Origin of the sequence: Gelidibacter maritimus, from assembly GCF_014062315.1 — a bacterium.
Classification (GTDB): domain Bacteria; phylum Bacteroidota; class Bacteroidia; order Flavobacteriales; family Flavobacteriaceae; genus Gelidibacter; species Gelidibacter maritimus.
Genome location: NZ_JACGLT010000005.1, coordinates 182,181 through 202,333 on the forward strand (window position 1 = coordinate 182,181; position 20,153 = coordinate 202,333).

The 20,153-nt window shown below is 36.0% G+C and carries 19 protein-coding genes; 10 read left to right on the forward strand and 9 right to left on the reverse strand.

The features are described from left to right. The first annotated feature begins 51 nt into the window (after positions 1 to 51). Complete coding sequence (locus H3Z82_RS08555; RefSeq protein ID WP_182204918.1) at positions 52 to 948, forward strand: glycosyltransferase family 2 protein; 897 nt, start codon at positions 52 to 54, stop codon at positions 946 to 948. Next, the gene (locus tag H3Z82_RS08560; protein WP_182204922.1) at positions 948 to 1,880 is read left to right on the forward strand and encodes a glycosyltransferase family 2 protein; all 933 of its coding nucleotides are present in this window, start codon (positions 948 to 950) and stop codon (positions 1,878 to 1,880) included. The genes H3Z82_RS08555 and H3Z82_RS08560 overlap by 1 nt, the downstream gene beginning before the upstream one ends. Here H3Z82_RS08560 and H3Z82_RS08565 read toward each other — a convergent pair. Together H3Z82_RS08565 and H3Z82_RS08570 are read right to left on the reverse strand one after the other, a co-directional pair. After that, positions 1,863 to 2,261: a sugar 3,4-ketoisomerase gene (locus H3Z82_RS08565; RefSeq protein ID WP_182204926.1), complete on the reverse strand. Its 399-nt coding sequence runs from the start codon at positions 2,259 to 2,261 to the stop codon at positions 1,863 to 1,865. The genes H3Z82_RS08560 and H3Z82_RS08565 overlap by 18 nt on opposite strands. Next, entirely contained in the window at positions 2,258 to 3,352 is a 1,095-nt protein-coding gene (locus tag H3Z82_RS08570) for a glycosyltransferase (protein ID WP_235982421.1), read from the reverse strand. The genes H3Z82_RS08565 and H3Z82_RS08570 overlap by 4 nt, the downstream gene beginning before the upstream one ends. Positions 3,353 to 3,405: 53 nt before the next feature. On the opposite strand from H3Z82_RS08570, the gene H3Z82_RS08575 reads away from it, so the two are divergent. Both H3Z82_RS08575 and H3Z82_RS08580 read left to right on the forward strand, forming a co-directional pair. Continuing rightward, positions 3,406 to 4,545 carry a glycosyltransferase gene (locus H3Z82_RS08575; protein WP_182204933.1) on the forward strand — a complete coding sequence of 380 codons (1,140 nt, stop codon included), beginning with the start codon at positions 3,406 to 3,408 and terminating at the stop codon, positions 4,543 to 4,545. 12 nt (positions 4,546 to 4,557) lie between these two features. After that, on the forward strand, positions 4,558 to 5,391 hold the full coding sequence (locus tag H3Z82_RS08580) for a glycosyltransferase (RefSeq protein WP_182204937.1): 834 nt from the start codon (positions 4,558 to 4,560) through the stop codon (positions 5,389 to 5,391). 375 nt (positions 5,392 to 5,766) lie between these two features. On the opposite strand, the gene H3Z82_RS08585 is transcribed toward H3Z82_RS08580, so the two are convergent. The 6 genes from H3Z82_RS08585 to typA form a co-directional block, all read right to left on the reverse strand. Then, positions 5,767 to 6,342, reverse strand: a complete 576-nt coding sequence (locus H3Z82_RS08585; protein ID WP_235982412.1) for an acyltransferase — start codon at positions 6,340 to 6,342, stop codon at positions 5,767 to 5,769. Beyond that, the gene (locus H3Z82_RS08590; RefSeq protein WP_182204940.1) at positions 6,339 to 7,637 is read right to left on the reverse strand and encodes an O-antigen translocase; all 1,299 of its coding nucleotides are present in this window, start codon (positions 7,635 to 7,637) and stop codon (positions 6,339 to 6,341) included. The genes H3Z82_RS08585 and H3Z82_RS08590 overlap by 4 nt, the downstream gene beginning before the upstream one ends. A 24-nt stretch (positions 7,638 to 7,661) precedes the next feature. Beyond that, entirely contained in the window at positions 7,662 to 8,966 is a 1,305-nt protein-coding gene (locus H3Z82_RS08595; protein ID WP_182204944.1) for an O-antigen translocase, read from the reverse strand. Next, entirely contained in the window at positions 8,967 to 10,109 is a 1,143-nt protein-coding gene (locus H3Z82_RS08600; RefSeq protein ID WP_182204948.1) for a DegT/DnrJ/EryC1/StrS family aminotransferase, read from the reverse strand. It lies immediately after the preceding gene. Further along, on the reverse strand, positions 10,106 to 11,077 hold the full coding sequence (locus H3Z82_RS08605) for a GNAT family N-acetyltransferase (RefSeq protein WP_317172441.1): 972 nt from the start codon (positions 11,075 to 11,077) through the stop codon (positions 10,106 to 10,108). Before H3Z82_RS08605 ends, H3Z82_RS08600 begins: the two co-directional genes overlap by 4 nt. A 264-nt stretch (positions 11,078 to 11,341) precedes the next feature. After that, positions 11,342 to 13,141 (reverse strand): translational GTPase TypA, encoded by a 1,800-nt coding sequence (typA, locus tag H3Z82_RS08610; RefSeq protein WP_182204957.1) that lies wholly within the window; start codon positions 13,139 to 13,141, stop codon positions 11,342 to 11,344. A 394-nt stretch (positions 13,142 to 13,535) separates the two neighbouring features. Here typA and H3Z82_RS08615 point away from each other — a divergent pair, with 394 nt between their 5' ends. The 4 genes from H3Z82_RS08615 (at position 13,536) to H3Z82_RS08630 (ending at position 16,340) form a co-directional block, all read left to right on the forward strand. Beyond that, the gene (locus H3Z82_RS08615; protein WP_182204961.1) at positions 13,536 to 13,895 is read left to right on the forward strand and encodes a hypothetical protein; all 360 of its coding nucleotides are present in this window, start codon (positions 13,536 to 13,538) and stop codon (positions 13,893 to 13,895) included. Between the two features lie 281 nt (positions 13,896 to 14,176). After that, entirely contained in the window at positions 14,177 to 14,995 is an 819-nt protein-coding gene (kdsA, locus tag H3Z82_RS08620) for a 3-deoxy-8-phosphooctulonate synthase (protein WP_182204965.1), read from the forward strand. Between the two features lie 15 nt (positions 14,996 to 15,010). Continuing rightward, entirely contained in the window at positions 15,011 to 15,874 is an 864-nt protein-coding gene (locus H3Z82_RS08625; protein ID WP_182204969.1) for a hypothetical protein, read from the forward strand. 1 nt (position 15,875) lies between these two features. Beyond that, the gene (locus H3Z82_RS08630; RefSeq protein ID WP_182204973.1) at positions 15,876 to 16,340 is read left to right on the forward strand and encodes a GNAT family N-acetyltransferase; all 465 of its coding nucleotides are present in this window, start codon (positions 15,876 to 15,878) and stop codon (positions 16,338 to 16,340) included. A 192-nt stretch (positions 16,341 to 16,532) separates the two neighbouring features. Here H3Z82_RS08630 and H3Z82_RS08635 read toward each other — a convergent pair whose 3' ends face one another. Further along, positions 16,533 to 16,892 carry a DUF1801 domain-containing protein gene (locus H3Z82_RS08635; protein WP_182204978.1) on the reverse strand — a complete coding sequence of 120 codons (360 nt, stop codon included), beginning with the start codon at positions 16,890 to 16,892 and terminating at the stop codon, positions 16,533 to 16,535. Between the two features lie 418 nt (positions 16,893 to 17,310). On the opposite strand from H3Z82_RS08635, the gene H3Z82_RS08640 reads away from it, so the two are divergent. Together H3Z82_RS08640 and H3Z82_RS08645 are read left to right on the forward strand one after the other, a co-directional pair. Further along, entirely contained in the window at positions 17,311 to 17,946 is a 636-nt protein-coding gene (locus H3Z82_RS08640; RefSeq protein WP_182204981.1) for a SanA/YdcF family protein, read from the forward strand. 280 nt (positions 17,947 to 18,226) lie between these two features. Beyond that, positions 18,227 to 20,131 carry a TlpA disulfide reductase family protein gene (locus H3Z82_RS08645; RefSeq protein ID WP_182204983.1) on the forward strand — a complete coding sequence of 635 codons (1,905 nt, stop codon included), beginning with the start codon at positions 18,227 to 18,229 and terminating at the stop codon, positions 20,129 to 20,131. The last annotated feature ends 22 nt before the right edge of the window (positions 20,132 to 20,153 follow it).

The following is a 20,153-nucleotide window of genomic DNA, read 5'->3' on the forward strand; positions in this document are numbered from 1 at the left end:
AGCCATTATTTTGACCATAAAAAAATGTATTTTTAAATTTTAATCTTAGAAATGATTTCGGTTTTAATTCCTGTATATAATCACCATATTGTAGCTCTTGTAAAAGAACTCCATCAACAACTTATGTCTTCAGGGAAAACCTTCGAAATTATTGTTATGGATGATTTTTCAGAAAGCCAAATCATCATTGAAAATTCAGTGATTGATAGTTTATCGCATACCCATCTGCATAAATCAAGTAAAAACTACGGAAGAGTCCAAACCCGCCAACGTCTAAGCGACAAAGCCAACTACGAATGGCTGCTCTTTTTAGATGCTGATGTTATGCCTGAATCTCCTAACTTTATTCAGAATTACATCAACTTGATTGTTAAAGATCATGATGCTATTTACGGAGGATTCTCCTACTCTAAGACTGCTCCGGAAGCCGATCGTGTGTTGCGTTGGGAATATGGCAGAAAGCAAGAAGAAGTCGATGCCAAAATCAGAAATACAAAGCCTTATAAAATTGTTATATCTGCTAATTTCTTGATCAAAAAGAGTGTATTTAATAGCATTAATTCTAAAATCACAACTCATGGCTATGGTTATGACAATTATTTCGGAGCACTTTTAAAACAAAATAGAATAGACGTTTTCCATATCAACAATCCCGTTCAGCATTTAGGAATTGAGCCAAGTGCTGTTTTTTTACATAAGACAGAGGAAGCTGTAGACACCTTGTTAAAACTCTATCAAGATGATAAAATGAAGGATCATGAAAACGGTTTGCTCTCATTTTTTATAACCTTAAAAAAATACAGGTTACACCACGTGTTTTCTTATATTTACAAAGCATTTGATGCACAAATGCGCAAGAATCTACTGGACAAAAAACCCTCAATACCCTTACTACAGCTCTATCGTCTCTCTTATATGTGCTATAAGTCTAACCTAAATAGAAAATAATGACGCCTTTCTTTTCCGTTTTGATATCGCTATATAACAAAGAAGGTTTTATCAAAACCACTATTGAAAGTGTACTGTCTCAGACATTTCAGGACTTTGAAATTATAGTGGTCAATGACGGCTCAACAGATGCCAGTGAAACTATGGTCAATTCAATTTTGGACCATAGAATAAAGTATTTTAAACAAGACAATAAAGGCGCCTCCGCAGGAAGAAATGCGGCCATCTCTAAGGCAAGTGGCCAATACCTTGCACTTTTGGATGCTGACGACATTTGGCAAGAAAACTATCTTGAAACTATAAATCAGCTTATTACATTTCATCCGGAGCAAGCTGTTTTTGCGACCGCAGTAACTATAGAAACTTCAAATGGCCTTGTTCGCTCCATGTACTCCATTAATAATATTAAGGACAAAGAAATTTATATTGTTGATTATTTTAAGTCAAGTTATATCAATACCGTGCTGACCAGCTCAAGTACTGTTGTCCACCAGAATGTTTTCGATAAAATTGGAACTTACGATACTTCTCTAAAAAGCGGTCAAGACACCGACTTGTGGATTCGTATTGGTCTTCAATACAAGGTTGTTTTTATTAATGATGCGCTTGTCACCTATCGCTACGAAAAAAAGAGCCTCTCCAACAGAACTAAGCGATCGGATAAGCCGAAATATGACAATTATCTAAAGTTTGAAGCAACCAATCCGGGCTTGAAAAAATTTATAGACTTGAATCGATTTTCGATGGCCATATTATCAAAATTAGAAAATGATCGCAGCAGTTTCAAAAGATTCGAAAAAGAAATCGATTATAACAATTTGAATAAAAAGCAGCAGTTTTTATTAAAACAACCCACCAGTGTGATTCGGTGTTTACATTTTTTCAAAAAACGAATGCAGCATTTTGGGATTCACTTAAGTGCTTTTAAATGATTTAAAATCATCATAATCCCTGATATAATCATCTTCATCAAACTTATCAGACGCCAATACCAAACAGACGGCTCCAGAGGAAAAATTATCGAGTTCACGCCACATCATCGTAGGAACGAGCAGGCCTTTATTGGGTTGGTTCAACATGATTCGTCGATTTTCAAAACCATCGTCCAAAACCACTTCAAAACTGCCGCTCAGGGCAATCAAAAATTCGGTCTGCTCTTTATGGGCGTGCGCTCCCCGATAGGCCCCAGTTGGCACATCGTATAAATAATACACTCGTTTTATGTCGAACGGAATACACTCTTTTTCTATAACGGCGAGATTTCCTCTTGTATCTTCAATTTTGGGGATGGTTATCAGTTCTACTCTTTTCATGACTTTAAGATATTTGACCATTGCGCTCCAATGATTTTTTGATTCAGATGGGCTACGCTTTGTTTGCTGTTTGACTTACAGGTGTTGTATATATTCGGATCCAACAAAAACCGGTCAAAAGCTTGCGCTAGAGCTTTAGGGTTATGATTTTCTACTAATAGTCCGTTTTTTTCGTGATCAATGATTTCTGATGGTCCACTTTTACAGTTTACTGAAATGGTCGGCGTTCCCACAGAAAGCGCTTCTATCAAAACCATCGGAAATCCTTCATATCGACTGGTCAATACCAAAAATAAGCTGTCTTTTAACATGTAATAAATGTTTGCCGTAAAAGGAAGTATTTTAATCTGATCTTGCAGGGTATATGAATTGATTTTTTGCTGCACTAAATCCTTGTCATCCCCATCTCCTACTATATAAAGTCGAACCCCATTATCGGACAATTGTGATTGATTATACGCCGCAATCAACAATGATAAATTCTTCACTTTTTCATCTATTCGACCCAAAAAAAGAATATAAGGTTTTTGAATTTCAATTCCATTTTGTTGCTTTTTGAAACTCTCAACTGAATTATAAATGGTTAGTGCTTTTTGTGTCTTAAATTCTGAATTGATTCTTTTGGTAATGGCCTTAGATACTCCAATCATTTTATGGGATTTTTTAATCATTGATTTTGCCATCCAATTGGACTTGGTTAGGTAATTTTCAAGTTTCCAACTGTGAACGAGATAAATAAATTTCAGGTTGAGATAGACATAATTTAAATATAGCCATTCTATCACTACTGAACGTCTCGCTCGGGTATCAATGATATAGTCGAAATTTTCTTTTATTAGATATTTTCTTAATTTTTGAGTCCGACGAAGCCGTTTCCATGGATTATCTGAACCTTTTTTATCCAATCCTAAATTAAAAAGTTTCCCTTTAAATTCATAGTCGATAACATCGTTGAGCAACACCACATGCACCTCAAAACCCGCGTCATGGAGCATCTTGGTTAAAATGGCAGTCGAACGCTCAGCTCCTCCTTTAGCTAAAGAAATAGACACCAAACATATTTTTAAATTAGGTTCTGCCAAAGAATCCATTGCTAACAACTACCTTTATTTTGATTAAGTTTACAAAATCAAATATACAATTAATGAACATTCTTTTAATTGGTGAATACAGCCGTTTGCACAATTCCTTAAAAGAAGGATTGATAAAACTAGGCCATAACGTTATACTAGTTGGTACAGAGGATGGATTCAAACAGTTTCCTGTCGATTACAATTACGGCGCATCATTTTTTTCTCGGTCTAAATTAAAATCATTCTCAATTCTGATCAACCGACTGACAAGCTTAAATTTACCACAAATTGAGTCTGCTATTAGGTTTTACAGGCTATTACCTAAGTTAAAAGAATTTGACACCGTCCAGTTGATTAACGAAAACAGCATTAAAACAAATTCGACGCTCGAAATTTGGTTACTTAAAAAGATCATTAAAAACAATAAAAAAATATTCTTACTTTCGTGCGGAATAGATCATTTAAGTGTTAAATATGCCTATGATAAGAAGTTCAAATATTCAATCTTAACACCATATCATGAAAATCAAAATTTAAAGGACTATTATAAATTCATTCTTTTGAAACTTCAGAGACCTGCCATCAAACTACATGATTTTATTTTCAAACATATAAACGGCGTTCTTGCTTCAGATATTGACTACCACTTACCATTACTCAACCATCCGAAATATTTGGGATTGATTCCAAATCCAATAAATTACAACAAAATAGAATTCATCCCTTTGTCTATTACTAATAAAATCATCATTTTTCATGGGGTCAATTCTCAAAACTACATTAAAAAAGGAAATGTGTTCTTTGACGAGGCCCTTGAGATCATTAAAAATAAATTCCCCGATAAAGTCAAAGTAATAAGAACCGAAGATATTCCATATAATGATTATATAAAGGTTTATGATGCCTGTCATATTCTATTAGATCAGGTTTATGCTTATGATCAAGGTTATAATGCATTAGAGGCCATGGCAAAGGGCAAGGTAGTATTTACTGGTGCTGAACAAGAATGGTTAGACTATTACAATATTGAAGCTGATACTGTTGCAATCAATGCATTGCCGGACGCAAATAAAATTTCAGCAAAATTGGAGTGGCTGATTTTAAATCCTGAAAACATATTGAATATATCAAGTAATGCTCGCGCATTTATCGAAAAGGAACATGATTATATTACCATTGCCCAAAAGTATCTTGAAGTTTGGAAACATTAATTAAAAATCAAAATGAAGCATTTTTTAATCACACGTTTCAATCTTAAAAACGAACAGTGGCAACACACCAAAAGTGGTCAACAGGTCATTACGGAAGAGTGGCTCAATGAGCGCTTCAGACTATTTGAAACCTACTGCTTCCCCTCTGTAGAAAAACAAACAAATCAAAAGTTTTATTGGTGCATCCTTTTTGATACTCAAACCCCTTCTATCTATAAGGAAAAAATTGAGCACCTAGCAACGAAAGGCAATAATATATATCCACTATTTATTGACGGATTTAAATCTTTACAAAGCGCATTGGTTGAATTTATAACCTCACAGCTAAATAAAAACGATAAGTATATCATCACCACACGATTGGACAATGATGACATCATCCATAAGGGTTTTATTGAAACGATCCAATCCTTGTCAGTGGAAAAAAATAAAACCATTATCGATTTAATTGAAGGCTATCAGGTCAGTATTAATGATAAAGCGACGGATTTGAGAGCTTACAGGTCACACTATAACCCGTTTATAAGCTTGGTGGAGTCAGTTGAAGATTTTCAAACGGTGATTTCAAAAAATCATAATGATTGGAAATCACTTCATAAAATTAAGTATGACTCTAAGCCTATGTGGATACAATTAATCCATAAGGGAAATCTCACCAATGATAAAATAAAAGCTCTAAAAAAAGTTTCTCACCTAAATATAGAAGAATTTGGATTAGATAATATGACGTTTTACAACTCCAAGAACTCCAAGAACTCTATTATACTTTACAATACCTTGATGATGCCCTATCGAATTTATTATCGAACTAAAATCTTTTTAAAAGGGATATTACTCGGTAAATAATTTTTATCCATCAGTTATACATCACTTGGAGCCATAACTTTTCGAACAATAAAACACGACACAATCATTTAATGTAAGAGTTGGATGATAACCTATTCCAATGAAGTTCAACATGGACGTCTTAGCTAATAATAATAATATAAACCTTTCCAATCTCCAACCACATCGTTATTGAATCTGCCATACTAAATTGTAAGAAGGCACCCTTTTTATATACGTCTTACCTAATGTGGATTATTAATCACGAAAATTAGGTTGGCTGATTGAACATCCTGAAAAGATTATGGAGATTTCTAAAAATGCAAGAATGTTTAGCGAACGGAGACCTGATTATAAAAATAATGCAAAACAGCATCGTGACATCTAATACAAATACTAAGCGAGGTCTCTTATTATTTTTGCAGGAGAACCACCAATGACCACATTGGCAGGAAAGCTATGAAATACCATTGCTCCGGCAGCTATCACACTATTTTCACCAATGGTGACGCCTTTTAAAATGGTCACGTTATTACCAATAAACACATTTCTCTCAATGATCACCTTCTTGGGGTTTAGATCCGTTTTCTTCCGATTTGCTTGATCCAAGTCATGAAAATTACTATCGTATATAGCACAGTTCAATCCGATAAGAACGTCATCATGTATGGCAACTCCCAATTCCGAAACGACTGTAAATTGATTATTAATACTCACATTATGACCAAAACTAATTGTAGCTTGTTCCGTACGAGCCTCAATATAAGCATAGGTGTTATAGTACATAGGTGAATTTACAACCCCAAATTGAACATTCTGACCAAAAACTACCTGCCCTTTTCCTTTAATAACTACAGGTTGAACCGCCTTATATTTTCCATTGATTTGTCCATTAGAAGAAGCCATTCTATAATATATTTTTTTCAAATACATCACCAATTCAACATATTTCGATTTTAGATTCTGGCTCATATCTCAAAATTTTGTTTGCTAAACAAGAGCTTTTTAAAAACAGTGGCAATAACTATCAAATGAAGAGCGAAGTTAACAAAATGCGCAATAACCGCTCCCTTCGCTCCATAAATATCAATAAAATAAATGCTGGCAAAATATAAAGTAAGGAGAGATAACAACTCAATCCCAATATAATATGAGACCATTTTTTTAGCGATCAATTGATACGCAATAACAGAGGCAATCACCCTTAAAAAATCGCCCAATAACTGCCACATAAATAGATCTTCAACCGGTTGGAATTCGTCGGTAAATAGGATAGCAACAATATATGATCTCAGAAAATAGATGACAAGCAAAGCCGTTCCGAAAATAGGAAGCACGGTTTTATAAAAATGAACGATCTCTTTTCTGAAATCGAAGGCATTTGTTATTTCCGAGAACCGAGGTAAAATATATAATGCTAGTAAGGAGTTCACAAACATCAGATAATAATTGGAAATCCGTCGTATTGCTTCCCAAAACCCTGCATCTTTCATACTGACATGGTCAATTAAATAATTTCTGATAAATACAAAAACCAATGGCATGACCGCTGCAGAAAACAAGGCCATTGCAGAATAATGGCTGAAATTCTTTAGAACCTTCAGCTTGATTCCAGATAATTTGACGGGCTTAAAAAAATGTCTGATATCAAAAAAGCTAAACAAAGTGACAAAAAATAACAAACCTGGAATCGCCACAGCGGCTATCAATGCACCATTCAACTGATGTTTCCAGATCAAAAGCAAGGTCACCAAGAGCCCAAAAATCTGGCTGTAAATATTGATTTTAACAAAAGTTTTGTATCTAGAAAGTCCGTTGATTATTGCCAGCAATACTAAATTCATCCCATAAAAAGGGAGCATAAGGGCTAAAAGCTTTATTATAAAAACATACGATTCCTGAGAACCAAAAATCCAAACGTCTATAGTTTCGGCATTAAAATAGATGAGCAAGGAAATGACGAGTGCAGTAATCAAGAGCGTCGTCAGGACTGTACCAACAGCTTCATTGAGTTTGACTTTATCCTCTTTATACTCCGCAACATATTTAACGATGCCGCTTGTAAAGCCCAATGTGGAGAACGACTCGGCGGTGGTGAGAAAGTTTCTTAAATTTCCAATTAAAGCCAATCCCTCCGCTCCAATAAAAACAGCAATGGCCTTTGACGTAAGGAATCCAACCACCACTTTAGTTAAAACAGCAACAGAATTAAATGAAGCTATTTTGAGAAGCAGGTTACTGTTGATATATTGGAATATTCTTTTCAATATCAATATATGTTTTGGTATGCGTTAGTCGTCGTCGGTATTGGCTATCACTCCAAATAGCGAACTTCCAAATATCAACAAAATAATGCCATAATGCATCAAATAGCTCACAAAATGGCCCATAACCGCACCTTTAACACCAAAAATATCAATCAAATAAACACTTGACAAATACATGATGATCACCAAAAAGACTTCAATAATGATAAAATGCGTAAACATTTTCTTTGCGATAAACTGATAGGCAATAACTATGGAAAGCACTTTTATAAAATCGCCCAGCAGTTGCCATAAAAACAAATCTTCTGTTGGCTCAAAGGCCTCTGAAAACATGAGCGGGACCAATAAAGATCTCAGGAAATAAATGACGATCAAACCAATTCCAAAAAGCGGCATGGCAGATTTATAAAAACTGAAAACTTCTCTCCTAAAGTCCGCTTTGCTCTCAATCTCGCTAAATCTTGGTAGAATATACAAAGTCAACAACGAATTGATAAACATCAGATAATAATCTGAAATGCGTTGCATGGCCTCCCAATGTCCTGCTTCCTTTATACCAACTTCATCAATTATATAATTACGGATGATAATGGACACCATTGGAATGGCAATAGCAGTTACCAAGGCCATAGTTGCAAAAGGCGCAAATCGTTTCAACACGCCCAAATTGACATTGGATATTTTTAAGGAAGCCACTAAACTTCGTTGGTTGACAAATCCGATAAACGTAATCAGAAAAATAAGAGAAGGCGCAATGACCGCTGCAATCATGGCTCCATCAATATTATATTGATAGATTAAAATCAGCGTAATTGAAAGGCCTAAAATTTGACCAATAATATTGATGATCAGTAAAATCTTATACTTTGAAAAACCGTTCATTATTGCAAAGCTGAACATGTTCAGGGCATAGAACGGGAGTGCCAGAGCCATGATCTTAATGATATAGGCATAATTATAATGGGCAGCAAACAAGAAATTATTAATGGATTCTGCATTATAATAACTCAAAAAAGCAATCAATATGGTTGAGAAAAAACCAAGATAATAGGCTGTAGATAGGGTTTGACTTAATTTGAAGGCCTCATTTTTAACTTCTGAAATAGATTTGACCAAACCATTATAAATTCCCAAAATTGAAAAGGATTGGATCGCATTTAAAAAATTTCTGAGGTTTCCAATAAGCGCCATCCCTTCTACCCCAATAAAAACAGCTATGGCTTTAGAGGTCAAAATGCCAGCAATAATCTTGGTAATTATGGTTGCAGTATTGAGATTGGCCACCTTAAACAGCACGTGCTCGTTGATATAATTATTGAACTTCCCCATTTAATACGCGTTCAAAACGTTAATAATTGTAGCAGTATCTCCCGCTGTCATTACTGGACTCAATGGAATACTGATAATAGTTTTATGAATCAATTCGGTAATATCATAATTGTTATTATTATACATTGATAAAGCCTTTTGCTGGTGCGGTGGAATTGGGTAATGGATCAAATATCCAATACCATGAGATTTTAAATAAGCTTCAAATTCAATACGATTACTAACGCGAACCGTAAATAAATGAAACACGTGATCATTTCCACCACTATAAAACGGCAATATTAATTTTTTGTTTTTGATCTCCCGAAGATATCTTTTTGCAATGGTTCGGCGTATCTCGTTGTCCTGATCGAGTTGTTTTAATTTGACATTCAAAAATGCTGCTTGGAGTTCATCCAACCGACTGTTAACGCCAATAACCTCATTGACATACCGCTTTGAACTACCATAATTGCGCATCATTTTAATGGTTTCGGCTAAATCAGGATTATTGGTGGTCACCGCTCCGGCATCTCCCAAAGCCCCTAAGTTTTTAGTGGGATAAAAGCTAAAAGCAGCGGCATCTCCTAAATTTCCAGCTTTCCTTATTTTGGAATTTGGCACTTCCACTGCGCTCAGTTTGATTGTATTGGAACTTTTAAGTGCTCCATGTGCCTGTGCCGCATCTTCGATGACCAGCAATCTATTAGACTTTGCAATGGCATTTATCGCGTCCATATCGGCCAAAAGACCATAGAGATGCACCACCAAAATGGCTTTGGTGTTTGGGTTAATATGTTTTATAATTTCTTCCGGTGAAATATTATAGGTTTCAAGATCAGGCTCTACCAAAACCGGCCTTAAACCCGCATTGATAATAGAAAGGATTGAGGCGATATACGTATTTGCCGGAACAATCACCTCATCATTCAACTGCAACTTTCCTAAGTGAATATAACTTTTAAAAATCAAAGTCAGTGCATCCAATCCGTTGGCCGTACCAACACAGAAATCAGTGCCACAATATGTTGCAAAACCCGTTTCAAAACGTTCAACTTCAGGTCCTAAAATATAATGTCCTGAATTAAAAAAACGTTTAAATTGGTTTTGAAAATCATTTTCAAAACGTACATTTATTTTATGAAGGTCTAAAAAGTTGATCATTTGAGTATCGCATTCAGGGCGTTATAGTTCTGGGGATCTATTCTTAAAAAATCTTGCGTCTGCGTTCTAGCACCAAAGCCTTCCTTCCAAAATTGCAGGCCCTTATTAATATTTTTTCCGTCATTTTCATTTGATGTGCCAAAATCAAAGTAACGCTTCTTAACATAAACGGTATTGATCAAATAATCGTGTAAGCCATCTAAACTTCCTAACCTATTTTTATCGTCATTTCCAGAAATATACTGACAATGTGCAACGTTTTCCGTTTCAAAAATGGTGGCACCGGCAACAATCTGACCAGCATGATACGCATTGAATTGTTTAATATTCTCAGGAAACGTATTTTTCAGATATAATATATCGTCCAATGAATGAACAGGATTTGCATTGTGTTTTTTAAGCAAATTAGGTATTAGAATTTCATTCCAGAATATTTCAAAATCACCGTCTTCTTCAATCCTCAACTGATATTTCTTTGCACGCTTAATTCCCTCAAGCCTGCTGCCCGAGAATTTTAACCTGTTCTGATTATCAATTACTGAAAGCGTATCCCGTCTTATCAATTGGGCACTCATAATAAAATTCAAATAGGCGATTTCTTCGGCGGGAATATGGTGGTATATTGAAGGGATCTCTTTTATATAAAGGCTTTTAATGTGCTGTTCGTACAAAAACTTTAGTAGTATTTCATAGCTCTGTAAAACATTTTCAAATCGGATGTTTTTGGACAAAATCAATCCACCGTAAGTCAAGCCTTGATGAGAATAAACTTCATCTCCCACTCTATTGGCAGGTAACAAAGCAACCAATTTTTCCCTTTTAAAAATCATCAAGGAAAAATCCTCAAACCGCTCTTGATGATACTCCATAAAATCACGATGGAACAAGAATGTAGCATTTTTGGAATTTGAAACAAAAGCATTCCAAACCGACTTAAAATGAGGTTGATATTGTTTGACTGAATACACTTTCAAAAGGCAAAATGATTTGTAAATTTTATAATTCAAATTAGCTTCCAAAATACAATATTTTTAATAGAAGGCATCTCGTTTCAGTCTAATTATTCGCTCCCTATTACCGATGTCCAATTGGCAATTCATCAGGAAAAACCTCCAAACTCTGAGTTTTAAAGCAACCATTGCGTATAAAAAAAGGGACTCCGATTTGGAATCCCATTTTTAAGTCAAAAGCTCAAGGGTATCAGTGCCCTATTGAGGATAGAATCGATTTGATTAGATCGATTTATTTCTTTTACGTTCTACTTCAGTCAATAAGATTTTACGCAAACGAATATGGTTTGGAGTTACCTCTACATATTCATCTTTCTGAATGTATTCCAAGGCTTCTTCCAACGAGAATTTAATCGCCGGAACAATACGCGCTTTATCATCTGCTCCAGAAGACCGAACGTTACTCATTTTTTTGGTTTTAGTAACGTTAACCGTCATATCATCGCCACGTGAGTTTTCACCTATCACCTGACCTTCGTAAATATCTTCACCAGGATCAATAAAAAACTTACCTCTATCCTGTAATTTGTCAATAGAATACGGAATGGCCTGGCCTTTTTCCATAGAAACCAACGAGCCATTTTGTCGTTCAGGAATACCACCTTTTACCGGCTGATACTCTTTAAAACGGTGCGTCATAATTGCTTCACCAGCCGTAGCGGTCAACAATTGATTACGCAAACCAATGATACCGCGAGAAGGAATGAGGAATTCACAAACCATGCGATCGGCTTTAGCTTCCATACTCAACATCTCACCTTTACGCATGGTCACCATTTCTATAGCTTTCCCGGAAACAGATTCTGGCAAATCAATAGTCATTTCTTCAACAGGCTCACATTTAACGCCGTCAATTTCCTTAATGATAACTTGCGGTTGACCAATTTGTAGCTCATAACCTTCACGACGCATGGTTTCAATCAATACAGATAAATGCAAAACGCCTCGGCCAAACACCATAAATTTATCGGCACTGTCGGTTTCATTAACGCGTAATGCCAAGTTTTTTTCGAGTTCTTTTGTCAAACGGTCCTTGATATGTCGGGAGGTCACATACTTTCCATCCTTACCAAAAAACGGTGAGTCATTAATAGTGAATAACATACTCATGGTTGGCTCATCAATAGCAATAGACTCTAAGCCTTCAGGATTTTCATAATCGGCAATGGTGTCGCCAATATCAAATCCGTCAAGTCCTACCAAGGCACAGATATCTCCCACCTGAACTTCTTCTACTTTTCTACGGCCTACACCTTCAAACACATGCAGCTCCTTTATTTTGGACTTTACAATTTTTCCATCGCGCTTAACCAAAGAAATGTTCATTCCAGTTTTTAAAACGCCACGTTGTAAACGTCCGATAGCAATTCTACCTGTAAATGAGGAGTAGTCCAAAGATGTGATCAACATTTGAGTAGTACCTTCTTCAACTTTCATTGAAGGAATATGTTCGATCACCATGTCCAATAATGGTTCTAACGAATCGGTTGGTTTTTTCCAATCGGTACTCATCCAATTGTTTTTGGCCGATCCATAAACTACCGGAAAGTCTAATTGCCACTCTTCTGCGCCCAATTCAAACATCAAATCAAAAACAGCCTCATGCACCTCATCAGGTGTACAGTTTTCCTTATCCACCTTGTTGACCACAACACAAGGCTTTAAACCAAGGTCAAGTGCTTTTTGAAGCACAAATCGGGTTTGTGGCATTGGTCCCTCAAAAGCATCAACCAACAGCAAAACGCCATCGGCCATGTTCAGTACACGTTCTACTTCACCACCAAAATCCGCGTGACCTGGTGTGTCAATCACATTAATTTTAGTGTCCTTATAAGTAACAGCAATGTTCTTAGAGGTAATAGTAATTCCTCGTTCACGCTCTAAATCGTTATTATCAAGGATTAAATCACCCGTGTTTTCAGATTCACGAAAGGTGTCACAGAAATACATAATTTTGTCAACCAAGGTTGTTTTACCATGGTCAACGTGTGCAATAATTGCAATATTTTTTATCTTCGCCATATATATGGTGCCTTTTTTTCAGCGTGCAAATGTACGCTATTTATTTTTTACAAGCTTTCTCACAGCTTCTATATTTTCGGATTTATTCATTCTAAGTTTATAATAACAAAAATTAACCACTTATACAAGCTATTGAAGCCCATCAAATTAGTGCTTTAATCAGTATGCAGATCCAATTTTAGACAGTTAATAAAATGTTATTGTTCAAAACTAGCACACTTTCAATTGGTATCTTTCGTTTTAAGAATAGATTAATAGTAAAATGCCATATCCCCACAACATCATTTAACTCATTGGCACTTTACATCTGACAGTTTCATAATTATAAGGCCTATGGATTGAAAAGAATTAACAATTTTTCATTTCAGAGGCATACTGATTAAAAAGTTTACAGATGAAAACACTTAGAACATACTCAAAATACATCCCCTATTTTTATTTTATTGCGGTAATCATCTATTGGTTTACCGACGTGAACAGAAGTGAAGGTCTTACCGCATACCCTATTCTCTTGTTTGGAATTCCATTTTTATGGCAATTGATAAAGCCAAATGAGAAGCTCAATTTCTCTTTGGGAATCACCTTCGTTTGCCTTTCTTCTTATATGATATTGGCCTATTTATCTGATCTTCTAAACATCGTAAACCTTTCTTATGATACGAAACGTTTTCTGATAATGGGCGGATTTTTCGTGATTGGTAATTTTGTGATGGCACTATGGATGATTCGCAACAGTATTAAAAAGGTATTTTAGATAAAAAAGATCAAACGGCTGCGCTAAATGGCTTCAATATTGACATAAGTAATTTTGTATAGATACAATTTCTTTGCGATTTTAGAATTTGGCATTCACATAAGCTCAGTAACTTTAAAACTTTAGATATTTACGTCAATAAAACCTCTCATTGATAACAATTTTAATCTTCGAGTCCCATTGTAAATACAGAGTCAATACCAACATTGAAATAACGTATTCAACAAGCATAACTTCGTGCATTATTTTGCGTAACTTTGCACATCTAAATTCTTAAGTAAATGACTCTTAACGATGTTCCAAAATTAAAACATACTGCCGCCGATAATTTCTTCTTATTATGTGGCCCTTGTGCCATTGAAGGCGAAGAAATGGCACTGCGCATTGCTGAAAAAGTGGTGACCATCACTGATAAGTTACACATCCCCTATGTATTTAAGGGAAGTTTCAAAAAGGCCAACCGCAGTAGAATCGATAGTTTTACAGGAATTGGTGATGAAAAGGCACTTAAAATACTACGTAAAGTGTCTGAAACCTTCGATATTCCAACGGTGACTGATATTCATGAAGTTTCTGATGCAGCAATGGCAGCTGAATATGTGGACGTTCTGCAGATTCCTGCCTTTTTGGTAAGACAAACAGATTTGGTGGTTGCAGCAGCCGAGACCGGTAAAGTGGTCAACCTTAAAAAAGGCCAGTTTATGAGTCCGGAAGCCATGAAACATGCGGTCCAAAAGGTGAAGGACGCTGGCAATGAAAAGGCGTGGATTACAGACCGAGGTACCATGTTTGGCTATCAGGATATGATCGTTGACTTTAGAGGCATTCCTACCATGCGCAAATTTGCACCAACGGTTTTAGACGTTACACACTCTTTGCAACAACCCAACCAAAGCATTGGTATTACGGGTGGAAGACCAGATATGATTGAAACAATTGCCAGAGCTGGCGTGGTCAATAATGTTGATGGTTTATTTATTGAAACCCATTTTGATCCTGCAAATGCCAAAAGTGATGGTGCCAATATGCTTCACTTGGATAATTTAGAAAAGCTACTCCATAATTTAGTGGCAATTAGAAAGACAATCTCCACTTTATAGTTTTTTTATATTAAAATGCTTAAAAAAATTAATTCACCATTAATTGGTGCACTACTCTTATTGTTCACACTCAAGGGTAATTCGCAAAACGGTACGGGTTCAACAAGATACACAGCAACCAACAAAGGTAAGGTTTTTGTGAGTTGGGGCGGCAATAGAGCAGCCTATACAAAATCTGACATCACGTTTAAAGGTGAGGACTACGAATTTACCATCAAAGATGCCACTGCAAATGACAAACCGAAAGGATGGCATATAGATTATATCAATCCCGCACGGATTACCATCCCGCAGACCAACTTTAAACTTGGTTATTTCTTTTCAGATAAATATTCATTAGCTCTTGGCGTAGACCACATGAAGTATATCATGACTATGGACAATAACAGAGTGGTTGACGGCTATATTGACTTACCTGCGGATGATGTCGGATCTATTTATAATGGTGTTTATGATCAGCAGAACTTTTTTGTCTCTAAAGAATTTTTAAGATTTGAGCATACCGATGGTCTAAATTATGTTTATCTTGAACTGGCGCGACGTGATGATATATCGTCATTATTCAATATTCAAAATACGGATAAATTTCAGATCAACATCACTGAAGGCATTGGTGCAGGGATTCTATATCCTAAAACCAACACGACGCTTTTTGATAGAGATCGGTATGATGAATTTCATGTGTCTGGATATGGATTGTCCCTTGGTGCAGGTCTGAATTTTACTTTTTTCAAACACTTTTTTATTCAAGGAGATTTGAGAGGTGGCTATATCAACATGGGCAATATTAGAACAACCCGCAACCCAAGTGAAGGCGCCTCACAACATTTTTTCTTTGGTGAAAGTGTGTTTAACTTAGGTGGTATATTTAGAATTTAAGATGATAGAAATTAGAGAAGCAACTTTAGAAGACATCCCGTTTATCACGACAATTTTCAGGGATACAATTACGAATGTCAATGCTAAGGATTATTCTGAAAAGCAAATTCGACAATGGGCCTCCGGGGCATCAGACATTGATCAATGGAAGGACCGCATTGCGAACTCCTATTTTATTGTAGCCGAATTAAATGACACAATTGTCGGTTTTGCCTACCTGAGTAAAGGAAATTATTTTGATGGTCTCTTTGTGCATAAAGACTTTTTACGAAGAGGATTTGGTATTAAGTTGATGCGTATCATAGAATCTCAAGCTTTGGCAGAGGGCTACGAGGTAATTAAAGCTGATGTAAGCATCACCGCATTACCGTTTTTTGAGGACCAATATTACATCGTCGAAAAGAAACAGAAAAAGAACTATAAGGGTCTGGCATTTGAAATTTTTAAAGTTTATAAGGAATTGTAGATTTCAATGCTTCTCCCTCGGATTTCGCCGATATTCCTATATTTTTTGTTTTTTATTGGTTATTGGTATTTTGAATAAACTGGCCGACTTCCTATTCCTTAAAAAATATATGGCCAAATTTCTTACAGATTGAAATAAAGTTACTAAGGAGTTTGAGGAATCCGGTATATGGCAAACTATTCTTCATTAAAACTAAGTCAAAAATTTAAATTCTCTAAAACGATAGGCCTGTTTAAGCATTTCAATTACGATTACATCATCAACCTCATCCAAAGTTGAATACCGCAAAGACTTCATCCGTTTTCGTTTGTCTGTCACTAAAAATTCCGTGAATTCTGTAAAGCGTGCTGCATTCCAAAACACCAGATCCACATAATCTTTAGTTTGATTGATATAACAAATGGGGCGGTTTTCCACATAGAAAAACGGCATCTGCCACTTATACAACAACTCACAACCAGGCATAGATACTTCAATCAGCATTTGCAATTGCATAATGATGCTTCGGTATGGCTCTGATTGTTTTAGAATATAGGCCTCAGCTGGTTTCATGGATATGAGATTAGGTGTTTATAAATTAGAAAATTTATTCTGACGTTATTTTTATGATTCTTGAATTTAATGCAGCGCTCAAAAATTGACCTATTTCAAATACAAAAAGCATCAAGGTTTTGGGCAGAACCACATCAAATTTTTAGAATCTTTAAATCAAAACTCCCCCCTTGGCAGCAACCATCTAAAAAATTGAAATCCAATGCTATGAAACAGTAAGTTACCGGTATTAATAAAAGATGCCAAACAGTACACATTTATGATTTACACAATACTTTGCTAAAAATAGTGTTAAAAATGGTTGTGAATAGTTTCTACAAGCTATCTTTTGATCAAAAAATGGAATCGAATAAATCTGTAGAGGTTAAAACTCAAATATTATTCAATAATTCAAAATAATTGTTGTTTATTTTAGCGTATGAAATTCCTAAAAACAGTTCTGCTACTCGTCATCCTTGGTGTTGTCGCTTTGGTTGCAACCAATTACTATATCATTTTAAAGGCCAAGGACAATGTGTATTCCAACATCACTGAACTACCTAAAAACAAGGTGGGTTTGCTTTTGGGCACTAGCAAATATATGGTGAAAGGTGGGGTTAACCCTTATTATGCCTATCGCATCGATGCAGCGGTTGCGCTATTTGAAGCTGGTAAAATAGATTATATTTTGGTGAGTGGCGATAATGGAAGTGCATATTATGATGAGCCCACAATGTTTAAGGACGACCTTCTTAAGAGGGGGATTCCGGAAAATAGAATTGTGTTGGATTTTGCGGGCTTTAGAACATTGGATTCTGTGGTAAGAGCAAAAGAAGTTTTTGGACAAAACGCCTTTACCATTATCTCCCAGAAATTCCATAATGAACGTGCTATCTATTTAGCCAACAACTTTCAAATTGATGCCATTGCTTTTAATGCCAAAGATGTTGATAATCTTTACGGATTGCGGACACGTGGAAGAGAATATTTGGCGAGAGTAAAAGCTGCCATAGATGTGTTATTTAATGTCCAACCCAAGTTTTTAGGCGAAAAAATGCCGATAGAACAATCTTGACAGCTATATTTAATAGCCACTATTTTTATAGCCTTGCTCCATCCTGCAACACCAACCGTCATTAAAGTGTATATAAAAAATCGGATTTAACTGGCCTATTTCTAGCAATTTTTGATTCCATTTAGAGCTTCATCTTCAACATCAGGCTATATCTTGGCAGGAAACAGGCTAGTTATGCCTCTTCAAGAAAAGCTGTAATTCATTGCATATCATCTGTCTTAATTTTAGAGTTAGCTCAATATTTTCTATTTTTATTCCCATATAAACTCAAAAACTACAGATGAAAAAAATCACACTCTATTTATTCCTTACCCTTTTGGTAGTATTTTCCTGTAAGCAGGAATCAGAAAAAAAAGCATCGCCACTTACTATGGGCCCCTTGACCATTTCCAATGAGCAACCTAAACCAGGAGACCACTTAGAAATTATTTATAGTAGCGCCAAAGACGTTGAAGCTTTTTACGCCTATATGGTTGGCGACAGGAATTACCCGGTCGATATTGATTTTTCAGAATCAAACAACGAACACCATGCGTCTATACATGTTCCAGATTCTGCAGTAGCGCTGGCATTTCTTATTAGAGCTGATGATCAATTTGACGATAATGATAAAAAAGGATATTTAGTGCCACTTTATGACGAAAGCGGCTCTAAAATAATAGGAAGCAAAGCGGCTACCGCGCTGTACGCTCTAAGACAAGGCAGTGACTATGGCATCAAAATGGATGAAAAAGCTGCTTTTGAAACAATTCATACCGACATGACAGCTCATCCTGAACTGAAAGCAGACTGGAACAGTTCATACCTGCAAATGGCATACAAAAACGATAAAATTGAAGGTAAGAAACTGATTGATACTTATGCAGCAACAATAGGAACACAATCTGACGTATCTGAAAAAGAGTACACTACCTTACTGCAAACATATTCGATAATTGGGGATGAATCCAAATTAGATTCGTTGAAAAAAGTAGTTTTAGAGAAATTTCCAGAAGGTAGCACGGCTAATTTTGAACTGATTGACCAGTTTCAACAAGAAAGTGATCTGGATAAGAAGGCTGAAATTTTCAAAAGGTTTTCTGATGCCAATTCAAAGTTAGGGAACATCGGTAATTATATGGCCGGCACTTTGGCTAGAACATATTATCAGAATAAAGACACGGATAACTTTGAAAAATATGTTTCCTTGATTGATGATAAAAGTCGCAGAGCTTCAACACTCAACAGTTTGGCTTGGCCATTGGCAGAAAGTGGAGAAAACATGGCTCAAGCCGAAAAAATGTCAAAAAGTTCTTTAGACCTTATCACCTCACTTCAGAACGATCAAACAGATAAACCAGATTATGTCACCAAAAAACAATACGCTAAGAGTTTAGAATCGCAGTACCGCATGTACGCGGACACCTATGCCCTTATATTATTCAAACAGGGTAAAGTTAAGGAAGCCATTGCCTACCAAGAAAAAGCTACAGATGCCAAAGCTAGGGATGTTGACGGCAACCAACGATATATTGAATACTTGGTGGCTGACAATCAACATCAGAAAGTTATTGAAAAAGCAGAGCATTTTATGACGCTGGGCCATGCCAACGAGACCATAAAAGAAGCCTACAAAACGGCTTATCTTATTGAAAACCCGTCCGCTACTGATGCCGATGCGAAAATAGCGTCTTTTGATAAAGAAGCGTACAAAACCCAAGTGGCCGAAATCAAAAAAACGATGCTTGATGAAGAAGCGCCAACCTTTAGTTTAAAAGGTATGGACGGCAAAGATGTGTCCTTGGCAGATTTAAAAGGAAAAACAGTTATCTTAGATTTTTGGGCAACTTGGTGTGGGCCTTGCAAGGCATCCTTCCCAGGTATGCAGGAGGTCGTAACAAAATATAAAGATGATGATAAGGTGGTTCTCCTATTTGTAGATACGTTTGAAAGAGGTCCAACTCGAGAGAAAATGGTTGAAGATTTCATAAAGAGCAACAACTACACCTTTCATGTGGTTTATGACCCAATGATTGAAGACAGCAATGATTTTGAAGTGGCTTCCAAATATGACATCAACGGAATCCCGACCAAAGTGATCATTGGACCTGATGGACGGATGAAATTTAAATCGGTGGGCTACGGTGGTTCCATTGAAAGATTAGTTAAGGAAATGGATATTATGATAGATATTTTAAAATCATAATCACTAGATTTTATTCATAAAA